This is a genomic window from Streptomyces sp. ML-6, assembly GCF_030116705.1.
In the GTDB taxonomy this organism is placed as follows: Bacteria; Actinomycetota; Actinomycetes; order Streptomycetales; family Streptomycetaceae; genus Streptomyces.
The window spans coordinates 7252175-7269814 of sequence record NZ_JAOTIK010000001.1 but is presented as its reverse complement, the minus strand read 5'-3'; the positions used below and the strand labels follow the sequence as shown (position 1 = coordinate 7269814).

The following is a 17640-nucleotide window of genomic DNA, read 5'->3' as shown; positions in this document are numbered from 1 at the left end:
GGTCAGAGCTCCCAGGCCACGGGGAGGCCGGCCTGCGCGCCGTCCGAGGAGTAGTTGTGCGCGACGTCGAGGAGCTGGTCCATCCGGGCCTGCCAGGCGACGTTGACGGGGAGCTTCTCCAGCCGGGCGAGGAGGGCGGCGTAGTCCTCGCAGTCGATGACGTGGAAGAGGTCGGTGCCGCTGCGCCAGATCGTCCAGGAGGTGGCACCCGCCGCGCGGATCGCGTCGGTCAGCTCCGCGGGGACCTCGCGGTGCGCGGCCTCGTACTCCTCGATGCGGTCGGCGCGGACCTTGGTGTGCAGGGCGATTCTCATGTCAGTGTCCGTTCTCGGTCAGCAGGCCCTCGGCGCGCAGTTCGTCCCAGAGTCCGTCCGGGACCTCGCGCCGGAGCAGGGCGGCGGCGTCGCGCACCTCGTCCGGGGAGCGGGTGCCGACGAGCACTCCGGCGACGGCCGGGTGGGCGAGCGGGTAGTGGAGGGCGGCGGCCCGCAGCGGGACGCCGTGGTTCTCGGTGACGGCCCTGAGGCGCAGCGCCCGGTCCAGGAGGGCCTGGGGCGCGGCCGTGTAGTCGTACGTGGCGCCGGGGCGCGGGTCGGCGAGCAGCCCGGAGTTGAAGACCCCGCCGACGACCACGCCTCGGCCCCGGGCGGCCGCCTCGGGCAGCAGTTCGGTCAGGGCGGACTGGTCGAGGAGGGTGTGGCGCCCGGCGCAGAGCACCACGTCGACGTCGGTGTCGCGCAGGAACCGGGTCAGCATCTCCGTCTGGTTCATCCCGGCACCGATGGCGCCGACGAGCCCCTGCGCGCGCAGCCTCTCCAGCTCCGGGTACGCCTCGCGGAAGGCGGGCCCGGCGTGGTCGTCGGGGTCGTGCAGGTACACGATGTCGATGCGGTCGAGGCCGAGCCGTTCCAGGCTGTCCTCGATGCTGCGGCGTACGCCGCCGGCGCTGAAGTCCCAGCGGCGGCGGTGGGTGGCGGGGACGGCGAAGCCCTCGGAGAGGCCGTCGCCCGCGGCCTTCGCGACGGCGTCCGGGGGCAGCGGGTCGAGCACCCGTCCCACCTTCGTGGACAGCACGAACGCGTCGCGGGGCCGGTCGCGCAGGGCCTCGCCCAGCCGCCGTTCGGAGAGGCCGAGTCCGTAGTGCGGGGCGGTGTCGAAGTAGCGGACGCCCTCGTCCCAGGCGGCGTCGACGGCGGCGGCGGCCCGTTCGGGGTCGACCGCGGTGAAGAGATTGCCGATGGCGGCCGCCCCGAAGGACAGTTCGGTGATCTCGACCGCGCTGTTGCCCAGCCTGTTGCGCCGCATGCCTCCGCCGCCCTCCCCGATGATCGCTTCGTGCACACAGCGAATATTCATCGGATCACTTGGCCGCGTCAACACCTCCGATGTCATGAACTACGGCTCTTTCGCGGAAATCTGTCCGATCTCTAACCGCCGGAATACGGAGGCCCGGTCCGCGCGGGCCCCGTGGTCCTTGCAGGTCCGGTGCCCCACCCGGGCCCCGGACCACGCGGGCCCCGGGAAGGCGGGCCTTTGGGAGGGCAGCGCCGTTCACCCCCGCGGCAGCAGCGCGAGCAGTTCGGCCACTTCCTCGTCGGCGCAGTGCGCCAGCCGCTCCAGGTCGGGCAGCGCCTTGCCGTCCGCCACCAGCCCGACCCGCACCCGGCCGCCGTAGGTGGACAGCGCGACGGCGAGGGACTGGCCGCGGGCCAGCGGCGCCATCGGGTAGACGGCGCGCAGCGGGCAGCCGCCGAGCGAGAGCTCCGAGCGCGGCAGGGGCACGCTGGTGACCAGGACGTCGAAGAGCATCCTGGCCGCGTTCCCGGCGAGGGGGGCCCCGAAGCGGTGGGCCAGCAGGGGCAGTTGGTCGGCGAGCACGGCGACCGCGCCGGCGCCCTTGAGGGGGCCCGCGGCCTTGTTGCGGTCCATGGCCGCGCGGACGTCGTGGAGCCGTCTCCACGGGTCGGGCTCGCGGACCGGGAGTTCCAGCAGATAGCCGGAGAGCCTGTTCCCGGTCGCGGCGGCCTGTCCCGGCCGGCGGCGGGAGACCGGCACCAGGGCGCGCGGGTCCTCCTCGGGCAGCGACTCGCCGCGTTCGTGCATCCAGCGGCGCAGCGCGCCGGCGACGACCGCGAGCAGGACGTCGTTGGTCGTGCCGCCGGCCACGCGGCGGACCCGCCGGACGGCGTCGAGGTCCAGGTCCGCGGTGGCCAGCCGTCGGGTGCCGCTGGAGCTCGCGGTGAGGGCGGGCGCGCCGCGCGGGTCGAGGCGGCTGGCCCGCACCATGGAGGCACCCACCCCGAACGCCCGTCCGAGGTCCTCGATCCGGCCCAGCGCGAGCCCGGCCACCTGGCGCGGGCCCGGCATCCAGGAGCGGGGCGGGACGGTGCGCGCCCGCCGGGTGACCGCACCACCGTGCGGGCGGCCCGTCACGGAGGCGATCTCGTCGAAGATCCCGGCACCGATGGCGACCGCGCGCATCCCGTCGGCCAGCGCGTGATGGAGCTTGACCAGCACCGCGAAGGGGCCGTCGCCGGAGCCGCCGATCACGTACATCTGCCAGGGCGGCAGGCCCCGTTCGAGCGGGCGCTCCATCAGCTCGCCGGCGAGCCGGGTGGCGGCCGCCATGAAGGCGCCGCCCTCGTCGCCGGACTCCGCCCCGGTCAGCCGTACCCGTTCGACGTGCCGGCGCACGTCGAAGTCCTTGTCCACGAACCAGGCGGCGCCGCCGACCGGCAGCAGCACGTCCCGCACCCGCATCCGCAGCCGGGGGATGGCGGCGGCGCGGGCGCCCAGCAGTTCCAGCACACCGTCCGCACCGGTGCCGTGCGCCGGGCCGGGCGCCGGGGAGAAGACGGCGAGCGCGCCGAGGTGCATCGGGTGGGCATCGGTCTCGAGGTGCCAGAAGGCCAGATCGAGGGGTGCCAGCAGCTCAGTTCCCACGGGTCCTCATGTCATCGAAGACAAATACTGACAAAGCCGCAGTCAATCGCTCGCACATGGTCACGGTCAAGCACAAACATGTCACTTTCCGTTACCGTCGAGTAGGGGTCGATCATCCGTCGACCACAGTCGGCGACATCCGGGCCGGACGGCCCGGCACCGCCCCCTCCGTCACTCCTGCGCCGGCATGACGAATTCGCACCAGACGCACTTGCCGCTCCCCCGCGACTCCACGCCCCACAGGTCCACCAGCCGGTCCACCAGCATCAGCCCCCGTCCGGACACCCCGGCCTCCCCCGCGTCCCGGCGCCTGGGCAGCGCGCTGGACCGGTCCTCGACATCGACCCGCAGGCGCCGTTCGGGCCCGGTGAGCACCCGGATCGTGACGATCGCCCCGCCGTCGGTGTGCATCAGCGCGTTGGTGATCAGCTCGTCGGCGGCCAGTTCGACCTCGTCGGCCCGCGCCTTGGCGCCCCAGGCCCGTACCGCGGCCCGGATCATGTGCCGTGCCGAGCTCAGCGCCTCCGGATCGCTCTGCGCGACGTGCTGCTGGAGCCGGCCGCCCGGCTGGGGCGCGTGGGCGGCCTTGCGGCGCAGCAGCAGCACCGCCACGTCGTCCTCGCCCCGGCGCTCGTCGACCTCCTCGCAGAGCCGGTCGGCCAGCTTCTGGAGATCCTGCGGGCCGTTGCGCACCAGGGCGGTCAGCAGCTGCATGCCCTCGTCGAGGTCCGCGCCGGGCAGTTCCACCAGACCGTCGGTGAACATCACCAGGGTCTGCCCGGGGTCCAGCTCCACCGTGCTCACCGGGTACTCCAGCCGCCCGAACTCGGCGGAGAGCCCCAGCGGCAGCCCGCCCTCCACGGGCAGCCGGCGGCAGGAGCCGTCACCCTCGCGCACCAGCGGGTCGACGTGGCCGGCCCGGACCAGCTGGACCACCCCGGTCGTCAGGTCGGCCTCGGCGTAGGTGCAGGTCGCGAAGCGGTCCGTGTCCAGCTCGTGGAGGAAGACGGAGGCGCGGGCCATCACCGTGGCGGGGCTGTGGCCCTCGGCCGCGTAGGCGCGCAGCACGATGCGCAGCTGCCCCATGACGGCCGCGGCGTGGGTGTCGTGGCCCTGCACGTCCCCGATGACGGCCCCGACCCGGCCGCCGGGCAGCGGGATGACGTCGTACCAGTCGCCCCCGATGTCCCGGCCCAGCCGGGCCGAGCGGTACCGGACGGCGACCTGCGCGCCCGGCACGTCCGGGATGCGGCGCGGCAGCATGGCCTGCTGGAGGCCCTCGGCGAGATCGTGCTCCTGCTCGTAGAGCATGGCCCGCTGCAGGCTCTGCGCGATGGAGCTGCCGAGCGCGACCAGCAGGTTGCGCTCGTCGCCGGTGAAGCCGTCCTTGTCGCTGTAGAGCAGGCCGAGCGCGCCGATGGGCCGGGCCTGGGCGATCAGCGGCAGATAGGCGGCGGAGGTGATGCCGAGGTGGCTGATGTGGGGCCACAGGATCGGGTACGAGGTGGCGAAGTCGGTGGCGGACTCGATGAAGCGCGGCGAGAGCGTGCGCACGACCTCGCTCATCGGGTACTGCTCGTCCGTGCGGGTGTATCGGGTGCCGGGCACGAACGAGTCCTCCGGCCCGTCGGCCACCAGATGGATGCGCCCGGCCTCGATCAGTCCCATGACCAGGCTGGTCGCCCCGAGGTGCGCCAGGCCCTGGGAGTTCTTCAGCACGTCGATGACGTCCCGGACGGTGCGGGCGTGGGCCAGCGCGGCCGTGGTGCCGTCCACCAGGCTGGTGCGGCGCCGGCGCTCCAGGTCCAGTTCGCGGCGGGCCGTGGAGTCGGACAGTTCCTGCGTCGCGTCGCGGACGATGCCGATGATGCGCCGGGGGCGGCCGGTCCCGTCGCGCCGGATGAAGCCCTGGGTGTGGGTCCAGCGCAGGCTGCCGTCGCGCCTGCGGAGCCTGAAGTACGCGCCGTAGTTGGCCTGCCCGCTCTTGAGGGCCTGCGAGACCATGGCGTCGAGCCGGACGCCCTCGTCCGTCGGCACCCGGAGCTTGAGGGTCTCCGGCCGGTCGTCGTATTCCTCGGCCCGCAGGTCGAACACGGCGAGGGCGGGCCGGTCCATGTGCATCAGGCCACTGTCGAGGTCCCAGTCGAAGCTGCCCATACGGTTCAGGGCGAGGCTGAGATCCGGGTGGGCGGGCCAGTCGTCCGGGAGTGACAGGGCACCCGCTACCCGATCATCCATGTGGGTCACTCTGCCATCATTTGTCCGATTCTTCGAGCGAACTGCACGGCAGGAGGCGGAATCCGACGGCTCCGGAACCGCTTCGCTCCGCACCCGGGTGATCGACGTCACGAGACCGAATGTCTCGCAGAACGAACCATCCCGGGATGACGGACGGGTAACGGATACGGTGTGCGTGAAGCGCAGTAAGCCCAGCCTTACCTTTACCCCGCGCATCACCGTCCGCATCCGCTCGTTCTAAGGACCAGCACCTCCATGACCCGCCCCGTCCGCGTCGCCATAGTCGGAGCCGGCCCCGCCGGCATCTACGCAGCGGACGCGCTGCTGAAATCCGAGGCCGCCCAGGACCCGGGTGTTTCGATCGACCTGTTCGAGCGGATGCCCGCCCCCTTCGGCCTGATCCGCTACGGAGTGGCCCCGGACCACCCCCGGATCAAGGGCATCGTCCAGGCACTCCACCAGGTCCTCGACAAGCCGCAGCTGCGGCTCTTCGGCAATGTCGACTACCCCAACGACATCGGCCTGGACGACCTGCGTTCGTTCTACGACGCGGTGATCTTCTCCACCGGCGCCGACGCGGACCGCGCGCTCGACATCCCGGGCCACGACCTGGAGGGCTCCCACGGCGCCGCCGACTTCGTCTCCTGGTACGACGGCCACCCCGACGTGGCGCGCACCTGGCCCCTGGAGGCCGAGAAGGTCGCCGTGCTGGGCGTGGGCAACGTGGCCCTGGACGTGGCGCGCATCCTCGCCAAGACGGCGGACGAGCTGCTGCCGACCGAGATCCCCGCCAACGTCTACGAGGGCCTCAAGGCCAACAAGGCCCTGGAGGTGCACGTCTTCGGGCGCCGCGGCCCGGCGCAGGCCAAGTTCAGCCCGATGGAGCTGCGGGAGCTGGACCACTCGCCGAACATCGAGGTCATCGTCAACCCCGAGGACATCGACTACGACGCGGGCTCGATCGAGACCCGGCGGGGCAACAAGCAGGCCAACATGGTGGCCTCCACGCTGGAGAACTGGGCCATCCGCGACGTCGGCGACCGGCCGCACAAGCTGTTCCTGCACTTCTTCGAGTCCCCGGTGGAGATCCTCGGCGAGGACGGCCGGGTCGTCGGCCTGCGCACCGAGCGGACCGAGCTGGACGGCACCGGCAACGTCAAGGGCACCGGCACCTTCACCGACTGGGACGTGCAGAGCGTCTACCGCGCGGTCGGCTACTACTCGCGGGAGCTGCCGAAGCTCCCGTTCGACGTGGTCTCCGGCACCGTTCCGCACGCCGCGGGGCGGGTCCTGGACGGCGGGGAGCACATGACCTCGGTGTACGTCACGGGCTGGATCAAGCGCGGTCCGGTCGGCCTCATCGGCCATACCAAGGGCGACGCCAACGAGACGGTGGCCTGCCTGCTGGAGGACCGGGCCGAGGGCCGGCTGCCCGCCCCCGTACGGCCCGAGCCGGAGGCCGTCACCGCCTTCCTGGAGGAGCGCGGCGTCCGCTACACCACCCGTGAGGGCTGGCACCGCCTGGACGCGCACGAGCAGGCCCTGGGCGCCGAGCAGGGACGCGAGCGGATCAAGGTCGTGGAGCGCGAGGCCATGCTGGACGCCTCCGAGCCCCGCGACTGACCGGACGGACGCCCCGTACGTCTGCCCCGTACGTCCGCCCGTCCCGCCGGCGGACGTACGGACGGGCGGCCCCGCCCCCTCGGCGAAGCCGCCCGTCCGCATTCCTCCGCCCCCGGAGCACCGCCCCGGGGGCGGTTTCGCCGCCTCAGCGTCCCTGGAGCGACCTGACGTTGTCCCCGAAGGTCCAGCCCCTCGAACCGTCCCAGTTGAGCGACCAGGTCATCAGGCCCTTGAGGCCGTTGCCGTAGTGGTTCCAGGCCTGCGCGACCTGACCCGTCGACATGTGGCCGCCGCCCGCGCCCGGCTGGGCCGGCAGCCCCGGCACCTGCTTGTCGTAGGGGACCTTGATCGTGGTGCCCTGGATGACGAGCCCCTTGTTCAGACAGTCCGTCTGCTTCGTGAAGCCCTCGACCGTGCCGGCGGAGTACGAGTCGCCGGAGCAGCCGTACATGCTGCCGTTGTAGTACTGCATGTTCAGCCACCACAGGCGGCCGTTGTCCGCATACTTCTTCACGATGGGCAGGTACGCGCCCCAGATCGAGCCGTACACGATGCTCCCGCCGGTGACGTAGGCGGTCTCCGGGGCCATCGTCAGACCGAAGTTCGACGGCATCCGTTCGAGCACGCCGTCGATGATGCGGATCAGGTTGGCCTGCGAGGCCGACAGTTGGTTGATGTTGCCGCTGCCGGTCAGGCCGGTCTCGATGTCGATGTCGATGCCGTCGAAGTTGTACTTCTTGAGGATCGGCACGATCGTCTCGACGAACCGGTCGGCTACGGCCGTGGAGTTGAGGTCGATGCCGGCGGTCGCGCCGCCGATGGACATCAGGGTGGTGAGCCCGGTCTCCTTCGCCCGGCACATCTCGGCCGGGGTCGGGACCTTCACGGTGGCGTCCATCCCGTCCTCCCACAGGACGGTGCCGTCCGACAGGATGACCGGGAAGGCCGCGTTGATCACGTTGTAGCCGTGCTGCGTGATCCGGCTGTCGGTGATCGGGATCCAGCCGAGCGGGGGGTGCACCCCGTTCGCCGCGCCGTCCCAGTTCTCCCAGTACCCCTGGAGGACCTTGCCCGCGGGCTTCGACTTGACGGCACAGGTGTCGTCCTGCGCCGCCGCGCTCGGTGTCGCGCCCACCAGCAGCTGTACGACACATGCCGCCGCGAGGCCGACCCCCAGCAGGCGCGATGTCCGTCCCAACATACCCAGTTCCCTTCGTGTCGCCGCCGGACCGTTCCCGGCGGCGGCACCCGCCCGGGGAACGGTCCGGCACGGGGCGCGCCAGACACATGGAAGTCATGCTCCTGACAACGCTGTACGGATTCCTGCACCTCACGGTGGGCCACACGCTAAAGAGGTCCAGACCTTCCGTCAATAGGTCTGGACCAAAGAGGGGAACCCCGGACCCCGACCCGCCCCCGGGCCACCCCTCCGGGGGCGGTTTGTCGCCACACAAAGGCTTAGCTTAGGCTTGCCTAACCCTTTGCGGTCTGCATCGGACGTGCTCCGCGCGTTCCGGCTGCGACCGCCATGTCGGCGACCCCGCTCACCGACACGGGGCCCGTTGCTCCATCCGCCAAACCTGAGGAACCTCCATGTCCCGGTTCACCCGCGCGCGTCACCGGACGTTCGCCGCAACTGCCGCCGCCGCGGCCCTCGTTCTCGCCCTCGGTGGCTGCTCGTCGAACGGCGGGGACGAGAAGGACTCCGGCGCGTCCGGGAAGAGCGGCGGGGCGTTCCCCGTCTCCATCAAGAGCGCGCTCGGCACGGCCGAGATCAAGGAGCGGCCCGAACGGGTCGTCACCCTCGGCCAGGGCTCGGCCGAGACCGCCATCGCGCTCGGCCACACCCCGGTGGGCGTCGAGAAGTACGAGTGGGGAAGCGACAAGACGGGCTACCTGCCCTGGGTCCACGAGGCGGTGAAGAGGTCCGGCGACAAGCTGCCGACCCAGTTCACGGGCGGCGAGGACATCGACTTCGAGGCGATCACCGAGCTGGAGCCGGACGTCATCCTCGCGCCGTGGTCCGGGATCACTCAGAATGACTACGACATCCTCAAGGACATCGCCCCCACCGTCGCCTACCCGGACCTGCCGTGGAGCACGGACTGGGACCAGCAGATCGAGATCATCGCCAAGGCGCTGGGGAAGCCCGACGAGGCGAAGACCCTCACCTCGAAGATCGAGAAGCAGCTGGCCGACGCGGCGGCGACCCGGCCGGACTACAAGAAGCACACGTTCTCGTACATCTACAACACCGGCCCCGGCACCCTCGGGGTGTTCAAGCCCGATGAGCAGCGCGTCAAGATGGTCTCCTCGCTCGGCCTCACGGTCGACCCGGTGGTGAACACCTTCAAGGAGACCAAGGGCACCGACTCCGCGCTCATCGGCCTGGAGAACGCGGAGAAGCTGAAGGACAGCGACCTGGTCTTCACCTTCTACACGGACGACAAGTCCCGCAAGGAGATCGAGGCGCAGCCGCTGTACGCGGCCATCCCCGCGGTCAAGAGCGGCGCCGTGGTGGCCGGCGAGGACAACTCCTTCGTCACCGCCTCCTCGATCATCAACCCGCTCACCGTGCCGTGGGTGATCGACCGTTACCTGCCGCTGATCGACAAGGCCGTCGAGGCCGCCGACAAGGGCTGAGGCCGAACCCCGCACCCATGGCCACCACCACGCACGCACCGCCGGGCGGTGCCGGTACCTCGCGGACCGGCACCGCTCGGCAGGCGTTCTCCGTCCTGCTCGCGCTCGCCCTCCTCGTGCTCGCCGTGCTCGCGAGCGTCATGTTCGGCAGCCGCACCACCTCGTTCGGCGATGTGCTGGACGTCCTGTCCGGCACCGCGGACCCGAATGTCACCACCATCGTCGAGAGCCGCTTCCCGCGGACCGCGCTCGGCGTGCTGGCCGGTCTCTGCCTCGCCGTCGCGGGCACCCTCATGCAGGGGGTCTCCCGCAATCCGCTGGCCGACCCCGGCCTTCTCGGGATCAACGCGGGCGCGTCCGCGAGCATCGTCGCCGCGACGGCGTTCCTGGGGGCCTCGGGCAGCACGGAGACCATGTGGTGGGCGCTGCCCGGCGCGTTGCTCGCGGGGCTGCTCGTCCACGCGATCGGCTCGGCGGGGTCGGGCGGCGGGCTCGTCCGGCTCGTGCTCGCCGGGGCGGTGCTCTCCGCCGTGCTCACCGCGTTCGTCCAGGCGGTGACGCTGAGCCGGCCGCAGGTCTTCGACAGCTACCGGTACTGGGTCGTCGGGGCGCTCGGCGGACGGGACTTCGACGTCCTGTGGTCGGTCCTGCCGTTCGCGGTGGCCGGTCTGGTGACCGCCGCCGTGCTGGGGCCCGGCCTCAACGCGCTCGCGCTCGGCGACTCGACGGCGGCGTCCCTGGGGGCGCGTCCGGCGCTGGTGCGGGCGGGCGGGCTGCTCGCGGCCACCCTGCTGAGCGCGGCGGCGACGGCGGCGGTCGGTCCGATCGCCTTCGTCGGCCTGGCCGTGCCGCACGTGGTGCGGGCCGTGGTCGGCGTCGACTTCCGCATGCAGATCCTTTTCTCGGCGCTGGTGGGTCCGGCGCTGCTGCTCCTCGCGGACGTCGTGGGCCGGGTGGTCATGCGCCCGCAGGAGCTGATGGTCGGTGTCGTGACCGCGTTCATCGGGGCACCCGCACTGCTCGTCGCCGTACGCAGGATGAGGGGCACCGCATGACGTCGCATCAGGCCGCGGTCCGGGCCGCATCGCCCAGAAAGGTGCTGAGGATCGGCGGGAGGGTGGCCCTGCCGGTGCGGCGGGTGTCGGTGCTGACCGGCCTCGTCCTGCTGGTGCTGCTCGTGGCGGGCGCCGTCGCCACGCTGTCGCTCGGGCGGCTCGGCATTCCGCTCGCCGATCTGCCCGGGGCGGTGGCCGGCGGGGCCGAGGGCAAGGACGCGTTCGTCCTGGAGCGGCTGCGCGGCCCCCGGCTGACGGTGGCCGTGGGCACCGGTGCGGCGCTCGGGCTCTCCGGCGCCCTGTTCCAGTCCGTCACCCGCAATCCGCTCGGCAGCCCCGACGTGATCGGGCTGGCGTCCGGGGCCGGCGCGGGTGCGGCGATCGCCGCGCTGCTGTTCCCGGACACCGTTCCGGTGGCGCTCGGCGCGCTGCTCGGCGCCGTCCTCGCCATGGTTCTGGTCCACGTGTCGACCGGTACCGGATTCCGCAACCCGGCCCGGCTCGTCGTCGCGGGCATCGGGGTCGCCGCGATCGGCACCGCGATCACCCAGTACGTCGTCTACGCCATGGAGCGCGACCGGGCCGCCGTCCTCACCGCCTACGTCAACGGCAGTCTGTCGGCGCGGTCGTGGGAGGACGCCACCACGATCTGGCTGGTGCTGCTGGTCGTGGCGCCGCTCACCGCGCTGCTCTCGCGGCGGCTGGACATCGGGGAGATGGGCGACGACATCGCGGACGCGCTCGGGTCCGAGCCCCGCCGCACGAAGACGGCCGCCGTCGTGCTGGCGATCGTGCTCTCGGCGGCCGCCGTCGCCGTCGCCGGCCCCATCGCGTTCATCGCGCTGACGGCCCCCCAAGTCGCCAAGCGGATCACCCGGATCTCCGGCCCGCACCTGGCGCTGTCGGCCCTGACCGGCGCGCTGCTGCTGGTGCTCGCGGACCTGTGCGCCCAGCAGCTGACGCTCTTCGACAACCTGCCCGTCGGCATCTACACGATGGCCATCGGCGGCGGCTACCTCGGCTATCTGCTGGTACGGGAGTGGCGCCGGGGAGCCCTGTGAGGTCCGGCGCCGGACGCTGCGCCTCGTCCGGGCGGACGACGTAGGCGTACGGCGCCACGGCCCCTTCTCCGACGACGCACCCCGGGTCGTCCTCCCCCGCCGCCCGGCCCCCTCGCACGCCTCCAGCACGCGCCTTGAACACGTTCAAGAAAGCCCATAGAGTCGGCGCCGAACAGAGTTGAACACGTTCAAGTCAGGGGACGGCCGTGTCGGTGCTGGTCAATTCGATCGTGATGCTGGGCATGCTGGTGGTGGTTCCCGCGGGGCTGCGGCTGATCGCCGCGCCCGGACTGGACCGGATGCGGCGGCTGTGGCCGCTCTTCGCCGTCCCCGGCGCCCTCGCCCTGTGGCTGCCGCGCGGCACGGCCGCCACCGCACTGGCGCTCTGTTACGCGCTCGGAACCGTGCTCCTCGCCCTGCACGCCCCGCCCCGGCTGCTCCGCAGCCTCCGGGCCTCCGGGGCCCTTTCCGTGCCACCGGCCGAGATCGCCCTGCTCACCGCGCTGGTCACCCCGTCGATCGCCGCCACCGCGCTGGTCGCCGAACGCTCGGGGCACCCGCTCTTCGGTTTCGGGCTCGACATCCTCGCGCTGACCGTGCCGCACTTCCACTTCGCCGGGTTCGCCGCCGCACTCGTCGCGGGGCTCGTCTGCGGGATCGCCGACAGCCCAGCGGGCCGGTTCGCCGCGCTGAGCGTCCCGCTGGGCACCCTGCTCGTCCTGATCGGCTACTTCATCGGGGACCGGGCCGAGCTGGCCGGCGCGGTCGTCCTGACCGCGGGGATGTGGGCCGTCGCCCTCCTCACCTGGCGCCCGGTCCGCACCGGCCAGCGGGACCGGACCACCCGGGTGCTGCTCGCCGTCTCGTCCGCCGTGCTCGTCGTCACCATGGTGCTCGCCCTGAGCTGGGCGCTCGGCGAGGCCACCGGAATCCCGCACCCCACACTGACCTGGATGGCCGCCACCCACGGCCTCGGCAACGCCCTGGGCTTCGCCCTCTGCTCGCTGCTCGCCTGGCAGCGCCTCCGCACCGGCACCGACCACGAAAGCAGGACCGCATGAGCACCCTCACCTACCCCGAGGTCGGCGCCACCCGTCTCGGCCCGCTCCCCCACGGGTACCACCACCTCCACCACCGGACCCGGGTCGGGCGCGGCCGGGCCGACTTCGAGGCGGCGGGCACGGCGGTCACCGAATGGCGCATGCACCGCACCGGCGGGGCCCGAATCCGCGCGTCGGCGGACCGCGCCGAGGCCGGGGTCCGCGTGCAGGTGTCGCTGGGCCTCGGCCCGCTCCGGCTCACCGCCCCCTGCCGGGTCGTGTGGGCCGCGTACGAACAGGACCGCATCGGGTTCGCCTACGGGACCGAGATCCGGCACCCGGAACGCGGCGAGGAGTCCTTCGTGGTGGAGCTGGCGGACGACGGGACGGTGTGGTTCACCGTCCTGGCGTTCAGCCGCCCGGCCGTCTGGTACACCCGGCTCGCGGGCCCCCTCGTCCCGGTGCTCCAGCGGTGCTACGCCCGGTGGCTGGGCACCGTGCTCCGCCGCGTCGTGGCCGGGGAACGCGCCGGACGGAACTGAGGGACCGGGGCGCGGCGGGCGGAGCCGAGAAACCGGAGCGCGCCGGGCGGATTCAAGGGACCTGGGCGGGGCGCCGGGCGGATTCGAGGGACCTGGGCGGGGCGCCGGGCCGATACTGGAGGTGATGGATTGGTTCACCGCGGACGGGTACTGGCTCAGTCGGCTGATCTTCCAGCGGGCTCTCGCCGGTGTCTACCTGTTCGCCTTCCTCACCGCCGCGCTCCAGTTCCGGGCCCTGATCGGGGAACGCGGCATGCTGCCGGTGCCCGACCTCCTGCGGCGCACGAACTGGCGCGAGGGCCCCGGGCTCTTCCGGCTCCACTACTCCGACCGCTTCTTCGCCCTCGTCGCCTGGACCGGCTGCGCGCTCGCCGTCGCCCTGCTCTCGGGCGTGGACTCGTACGTTCCGCTCTGGGCGGCGATGCTGCTGTGGGCGCTGCCCTGGTTCCTCTACCTCTCGATCGTCCAGGTCGGTCAGACCTGGTACGGCTTCGGCTGGGAATCCCTGCTGCTGGAGACCGGCTTCCTCGCCGTCTTCCTCGGCCACGGCCCCACGTCCCCGCCGGTGCTGGTGCTGTGGCTGCTGCGCTGGGTGCTGTTCCGGGTGGAGTTCGGCGCCGGGCTGATCAAGATCCGGGGCGACGAGTGCTGGCGCAGGCTGACGTGCCTGTACTTCCATCACGAGACCCAGCCGATGCCGGGGCCGCTGAGCTGGTTCTTCCACCGGCTGCCGAAGCCCCTGCACCGGGCCGAGGTGGCGGCCAACCACTTCACCCAGCTCCTGGTGCCGGTGCTCCTGTTCACCCCGCAGCCGGTGGCGAGCGCCGCCGCCGGGCTGATGATCGTCACCCAGCTGTGGCTGGTGTTCTCGGGGAACTTCGCCTGGCTGAACTGGCTGACCATCACCCTCGCCCTGCCCGCCGTCGACTGGTCCCCGTTCGTCCGGATGCCCGCACAGTCCGCGCCGCCGCTCTGGTACGAGATCGTCGTCATCGCGGTCACCGTGCTGGTCGTCCTCCTCAGCTACCGCCCGGCGCTCAACCTCGTCTCCCGCCGCCAGGTGATGAACCGCTCGTTCGACCCGCTGCACCTGGTCAACACCTACGGCGCCTTCGGCAGCATCAGCCGGGTCCGGCTGGAGGTGGTGGTCGAGGGCACGGACGAGCGGGTGCTCCACAACGGCACCCGCTGGCAGGAGTACGGCTTCCGCGGCAAGCCGGGCGATCCGCGCCGGATGCCCCGCCAGTTCGCCCCGTACCATCTGCGGCTCGACTGGCTGATGTGGTTCGCGGCGCTCTCCCCCGCGTACGCCCGGCCCTGGTTCGGCCCGTTCGTGGAACGGCTGCTGAAGAACGACCGGGACACTCTGCGGCTGCTGCGCCACAACCCCTTCCCCGACGCCCCGCCCGTGCACGTCCGCGCCCGGCTGTACCGCTACCGCTTCACCACCTGGCGCGAGCTGCGGGCCACCGGGTGCTGGTGGCAACGGACCCATGTGCGGGAGTTCATGCCCCCGGTCTCGCTCGGCCCCGCCCGGACCGGTCCGGCCCGGCGGTCCTGAACCCGGACCCGTCGCCCGGCCCGGCGGACCGGGGCACCGGAACGCCCGGGTTCCGGTCCGCGGCGTGCGGACCGGAACCCGGGCGTTCGGACGCAGATCCGTGGAGCGGCGTCAGTCGATGCCGGGCAGGATGTGCGGCTCGGCGAGGTCGTCCTCGTAGCCGGCCAGCCGGATCGGCGCGGACCTGGCCCAGACCTCGATGTTCCGGAGCTTCTCGGGTCTGCGGGGCCGCTCCCCGTGCCGTTCGGCGGATCGTTTCTCGTGCTTCGTCAGTTCCGGTGTCGTCACCGCGCACTCCTTCGTGTCGCGTAGCCCCGAACGTCACCGACGTCCCGGCCTCATCACCGGGAGATCGGCCACTCGTGGGGGCAGGGGCAAGAACAGTTCGGTCGCGGTGGCGCCGGGTACGGGGGCGGGACGGCGACTTGGTTGACCAGCCTGCCCCAGGACAATCGAGGAGAGTTTGTGGACTCCTCGATTACGTCCGTTCACATCAGAGTAACCAAATGAGCGCCGCCACGCTCGATGGAACGTGTGCTAATGGTCACTTTCGGCCACCTCGTACGGGAAAGACCCGGCCAGGAATGTCTCCCGGCCGGGTCCGCGGCGGCTCGTGCGTCACCGCGCCGCCGGACGGGCTACCACTTGGCCGGCGCGTAGTCCTTGAGGAAGCAGCCGTACAGGTCCTCGCCCGCCTCGCCGCGCACGATCGGGTCGTAGACGCGGGCGGCGCCGTCGACCAGGTCGAGCGGGGCGTGGAAGCCCTCCTCGGCGAGACGGATCTTGTCGGGGTGCGGGCGCTCGTCGGTGATCCAGCCGGTGTCGACGGCCGTCATCAGGATGCGGTCCTTCTCGAACATCTCCTGGGCGCTGGTGCGGGTGAGCATGTTCAGCGCGGCCTTGGCCATGTTGGTGTGCGGGTGGCCCGCTCCCTTGTAGCCGCGGCCGAACACGCCCTCCATCGCGGAGACGTTGACCACGTAGGCGCGCTCGGCCGAGGCCGCCGCCATCGCCGGGCGCAACCTGCTGATCAGGATGAACGGGGCGGTGGAGTTGCAGAGCTGGACCTCCAGCAGCTCGATCGGCCCGACCTCGTCGACGGTCTGGACCCAGCTGTTGGTGTGGTGCAGGTCGGGGACCAGCCCGCCCGCGTCGATCGCCGTTCCGGCGGCGATCCGCTCCAGCGAGGCGGAGCCGGTGACCAGGGCGAGTTCGGTGACGTCCTGGGCGCTCAGACCCTCCTTGCGGGCGGCCGGGAGCGCGGCGACCCGGTCGACGGTGCCGCTGCCGAAGGTGCCGATGACCTCCGAGGCGGGCAGCTCGCCCGCCGGGAGCGGCGCGGACTCGGCGTTGACCAGTTCGCTGTACGCGTTCGCGGAGCGGCGCACGGTCTGCGCCGCGTTGTTGATCAGGATGTCCAGCGGGCCCTCGGCCGCCACCGAGTCGGCGAGCGCGACGACCTGGGCGGGGTCGCGCAGGTCGATGCCGACGATCTTCAGCCGGTGGATCCACTCCCCGCTGTCCGGCATCGCCTTGAAGCGGCGGATCGCGTCGTTGGGGAAGCGGGTGGTGATGGTGGTGTGGGCGCCGTCGCGCAGCAGCCGCAGCGCAATGTACATGCCGATCTTCGCCCGGCCGCCGGTCAGCAGCGCGCGCCGGCCCGTGAGGTCGGTCCGGGCGTCGCGGCGCGCCCGGTTCTCCCGCGCGCACGGCTGGCACAGCTGGTGGTAGAACGCGTCCACCTCGACGTACCGGGTCTTGCAGATGTAGCAGGAACGGGGGCGCTGGAGCACCCCGGCGATCTCGCCGCGGGTGGACGAGGACGGCAGGACGCCCTGGGTCTCGTCGTCGATCCGGTCGGCCGAGCCGGTCGCGGTGGCCTCGGTGACCGCCTTGTCGTGCGCGGTCTTGGCGGCGCGGCGCTCCTGGCGGCGGCGCTGCTTCACGGTCCGGTAGATCCCGGCGGTGGCGCGGCGCACGGCGACGGCGTCGGGGTGGTCGATCTCGATCGTGTCGAGTTCGTCGAGCACGCTCAGGCAGACGGCCAGCCGCTCCGGGTCGATGCCGGGACCGAACTCCTCAGTTCCGGGAGCGAGCTCCGGGCTGTCCTCTGTCACCGTCATCGCCGTTCCTCTGTCATCCGTCTCTCGTGGCGCCGACCGCCGTACCTGACCTGCTCTGCCGGGCCGAACGCCCCGGTCAAGTCTGCCATGCACCCGACGCTGCTCCGTTCGCGTGACATCGTGCGGCGCCCCGCCGGGCCGGGCCGACGGGCGACGTGCGGGAAGGGGGTGACCGACCGATCCGGCCGTGGCCGAAAACTGGTGGGTTCTGCCCGGAGTGGGACCGTTTCCCGCGGGTAGGCGGACGTCGAGAAGCTGTCGTCGGACTTTCCCGCTCGCCCTGGCTGGAGCACATGAACGAACAGGTCACCTCGCGCCCGGTCGGCCGCCCCGGCCCGGACCGGTATCCGGAGGTGTTGCACAGCGCCGAGGTGTTCGCCGGCGAGCCCGGCTGCATCGCGCGGGCGCGGGCGCTGGCCGACCGTTTCCTGGCCCGGCTGGCCGCCGAGTGGCTCGCGGTGTTCGGCGAACGCACCCGCGGCGACCTGATGCTGGCGGTGAGCGAGCTGGTCACCAACGCGGACCGCTACAGCCAGGGCCCCTATCTGCTGGAGCTGGAGGGCACCGCGGAGCGCGTCAGCGTCACGGTGTACGACAGCAGCGCCGCCCTGCCGCTGTTCTGCGCCCCCGACCCGGCGCGCCCCGGCGGGCACGGCATGGAGATCGTCGTGGCGCTGTGCGACCGGCTGACCGCCGAGCGCGTGCCGGTGGGCAAGCGCATCCGGGCCGAGTTCCAGCTGAGCAGTTGAGCTGTGGGGCGGGCGGGACGCCGCCCGCCCCACGACCACGGCCACCCCGGCGCGGGCGGGGT

At 72.1% G+C, this 17640-nt stretch carries 15 protein-coding genes; 8 read left to right on the top strand and 7 right to left on the bottom strand.

Annotated elements, in window-relative coordinates:
* Positions 1-2 precede the first annotated feature (2 nt).
* From OCT49_RS31895 to OCT49_RS31880, 4 genes are all read right to left on the bottom strand, one after another.
* Positions 3-314 carry an L-rhamnose mutarotase gene (locus tag OCT49_RS31895; protein ID WP_283855259.1) on the bottom strand — a complete coding sequence of 104 codons (312 nt, stop codon included), beginning with the start codon at positions 312-314 and terminating at the stop codon, positions 3-5.
* 1 nt (position 315) lies between these two features.
* Positions 316-1305, bottom strand: a complete 990-nt coding sequence (locus tag OCT49_RS31890; RefSeq protein WP_283856007.1) for an aldo/keto reductase — start codon at positions 1303-1305, stop codon at positions 316-318.
* Positions 1306-1551: 246 nt separating this feature from the next.
* Positions 1552-2943, bottom strand: a complete 1392-nt coding sequence (locus OCT49_RS31885; protein ID WP_283855258.1) for a wax ester/triacylglycerol synthase family O-acyltransferase — start codon at positions 2941-2943, stop codon at positions 1552-1554.
* Between the two features lie 171 nt (positions 2944-3114).
* A complete protein-coding gene (locus tag OCT49_RS31880) occupies positions 3115-5181 on the bottom strand; it encodes a SpoIIE family protein phosphatase (protein WP_283855257.1) in 2067 nt (688 codons plus the stop codon).
* A gap of 255 nt (positions 5182-5436) precedes the next feature.
* Here OCT49_RS31880 and OCT49_RS31875 point away from each other — a divergent pair, with 255 nt between their 5' ends.
* Entirely contained in the window at positions 5437-6804 is a 1368-nt protein-coding gene (locus OCT49_RS31875) for an FAD-dependent oxidoreductase (RefSeq protein ID WP_283855256.1), read from the top strand.
* 145 nt (positions 6805-6949) lie between these two features.
* Here OCT49_RS31875 and OCT49_RS31870 read toward each other — a convergent pair whose 3' ends face one another.
* Positions 6950-8005 carry a chitinase gene (locus OCT49_RS31870; protein WP_283855255.1) on the bottom strand — a complete coding sequence of 352 codons (1056 nt, stop codon included), beginning with the start codon at positions 8003-8005 and terminating at the stop codon, positions 6950-6952.
* Between the two features lie 392 nt (positions 8006-8397).
* Here OCT49_RS31870 and OCT49_RS31865 point away from each other — a divergent pair, with 392 nt between their 5' ends.
* The 6 genes from OCT49_RS31865 to OCT49_RS31840 all read left to right on the top strand — a co-directional run bounded on the left by OCT49_RS31865 (position 8398) and on the right by OCT49_RS31840 (position 14706).
* Positions 8398-9447, top strand: coding sequence for an iron-siderophore ABC transporter substrate-binding protein (locus tag OCT49_RS31865; RefSeq protein ID WP_283855254.1), 1050 nt, complete (start codon positions 8398-8400; stop codon positions 9445-9447).
* 17 nt (positions 9448-9464) lie between these two features.
* Complete coding sequence (locus tag OCT49_RS31860; RefSeq protein ID WP_283855253.1) at positions 9465-10502, top strand: FecCD family ABC transporter permease; 1038 nt, start codon at positions 9465-9467, stop codon at positions 10500-10502.
* A complete protein-coding gene (locus OCT49_RS31855; protein ID WP_283855252.1) occupies positions 10499-11563 on the top strand; it encodes a FecCD family ABC transporter permease in 1065 nt (354 codons plus the stop codon). Before OCT49_RS31860 ends, OCT49_RS31855 begins: the two co-directional genes overlap by 4 nt.
* A 206-nt stretch (positions 11564-11769) precedes the next feature.
* Entirely contained in the window at positions 11770-12624 is an 855-nt protein-coding gene (locus OCT49_RS31850; protein ID WP_283855251.1) for a YndJ family protein, read from the top strand.
* A complete protein-coding gene (locus OCT49_RS31845) occupies positions 12621-13145 on the top strand; it encodes a DUF1990 domain-containing protein (protein WP_283855250.1) in 525 nt (174 codons plus the stop codon). Before OCT49_RS31850 ends, OCT49_RS31845 begins: the two co-directional genes overlap by 4 nt.
* A 124-nt stretch (positions 13146-13269) precedes the next feature.
* Entirely contained in the window at positions 13270-14706 is a 1437-nt protein-coding gene (locus OCT49_RS31840; RefSeq protein WP_283855249.1) for a lipase maturation factor family protein, read from the top strand.
* Between the two features lie 111 nt (positions 14707-14817).
* Here the strand turns inward: OCT49_RS31840 and OCT49_RS31835 are convergent, their stop codons facing one another.
* Both OCT49_RS31835 and OCT49_RS31830 read right to left on the bottom strand, forming a co-directional pair.
* On the bottom strand, positions 14818-14994 hold the full coding sequence (locus OCT49_RS31835) for a hypothetical protein (RefSeq protein WP_283855248.1): 177 nt from the start codon (positions 14992-14994) through the stop codon (positions 14818-14820).
* 350 nt (positions 14995-15344) lie between these two features.
* Positions 15345-16829 carry an SDR family NAD(P)-dependent oxidoreductase gene (locus OCT49_RS31830; protein ID WP_283855247.1) on the bottom strand — a complete coding sequence of 495 codons (1485 nt, stop codon included), beginning with the start codon at positions 16827-16829 and terminating at the stop codon, positions 15345-15347.
* A 293-nt stretch (positions 16830-17122) separates the two neighbouring features.
* Between OCT49_RS31830 and OCT49_RS31825 the strand changes: the two genes are divergently transcribed.
* Complete coding sequence (locus OCT49_RS31825) at positions 17123-17578, top strand: ATP-binding protein (RefSeq protein ID WP_283855246.1); 456 nt, start codon at positions 17123-17125, stop codon at positions 17576-17578.
* Positions 17579-17640: the final 62 nt, after the last annotated feature.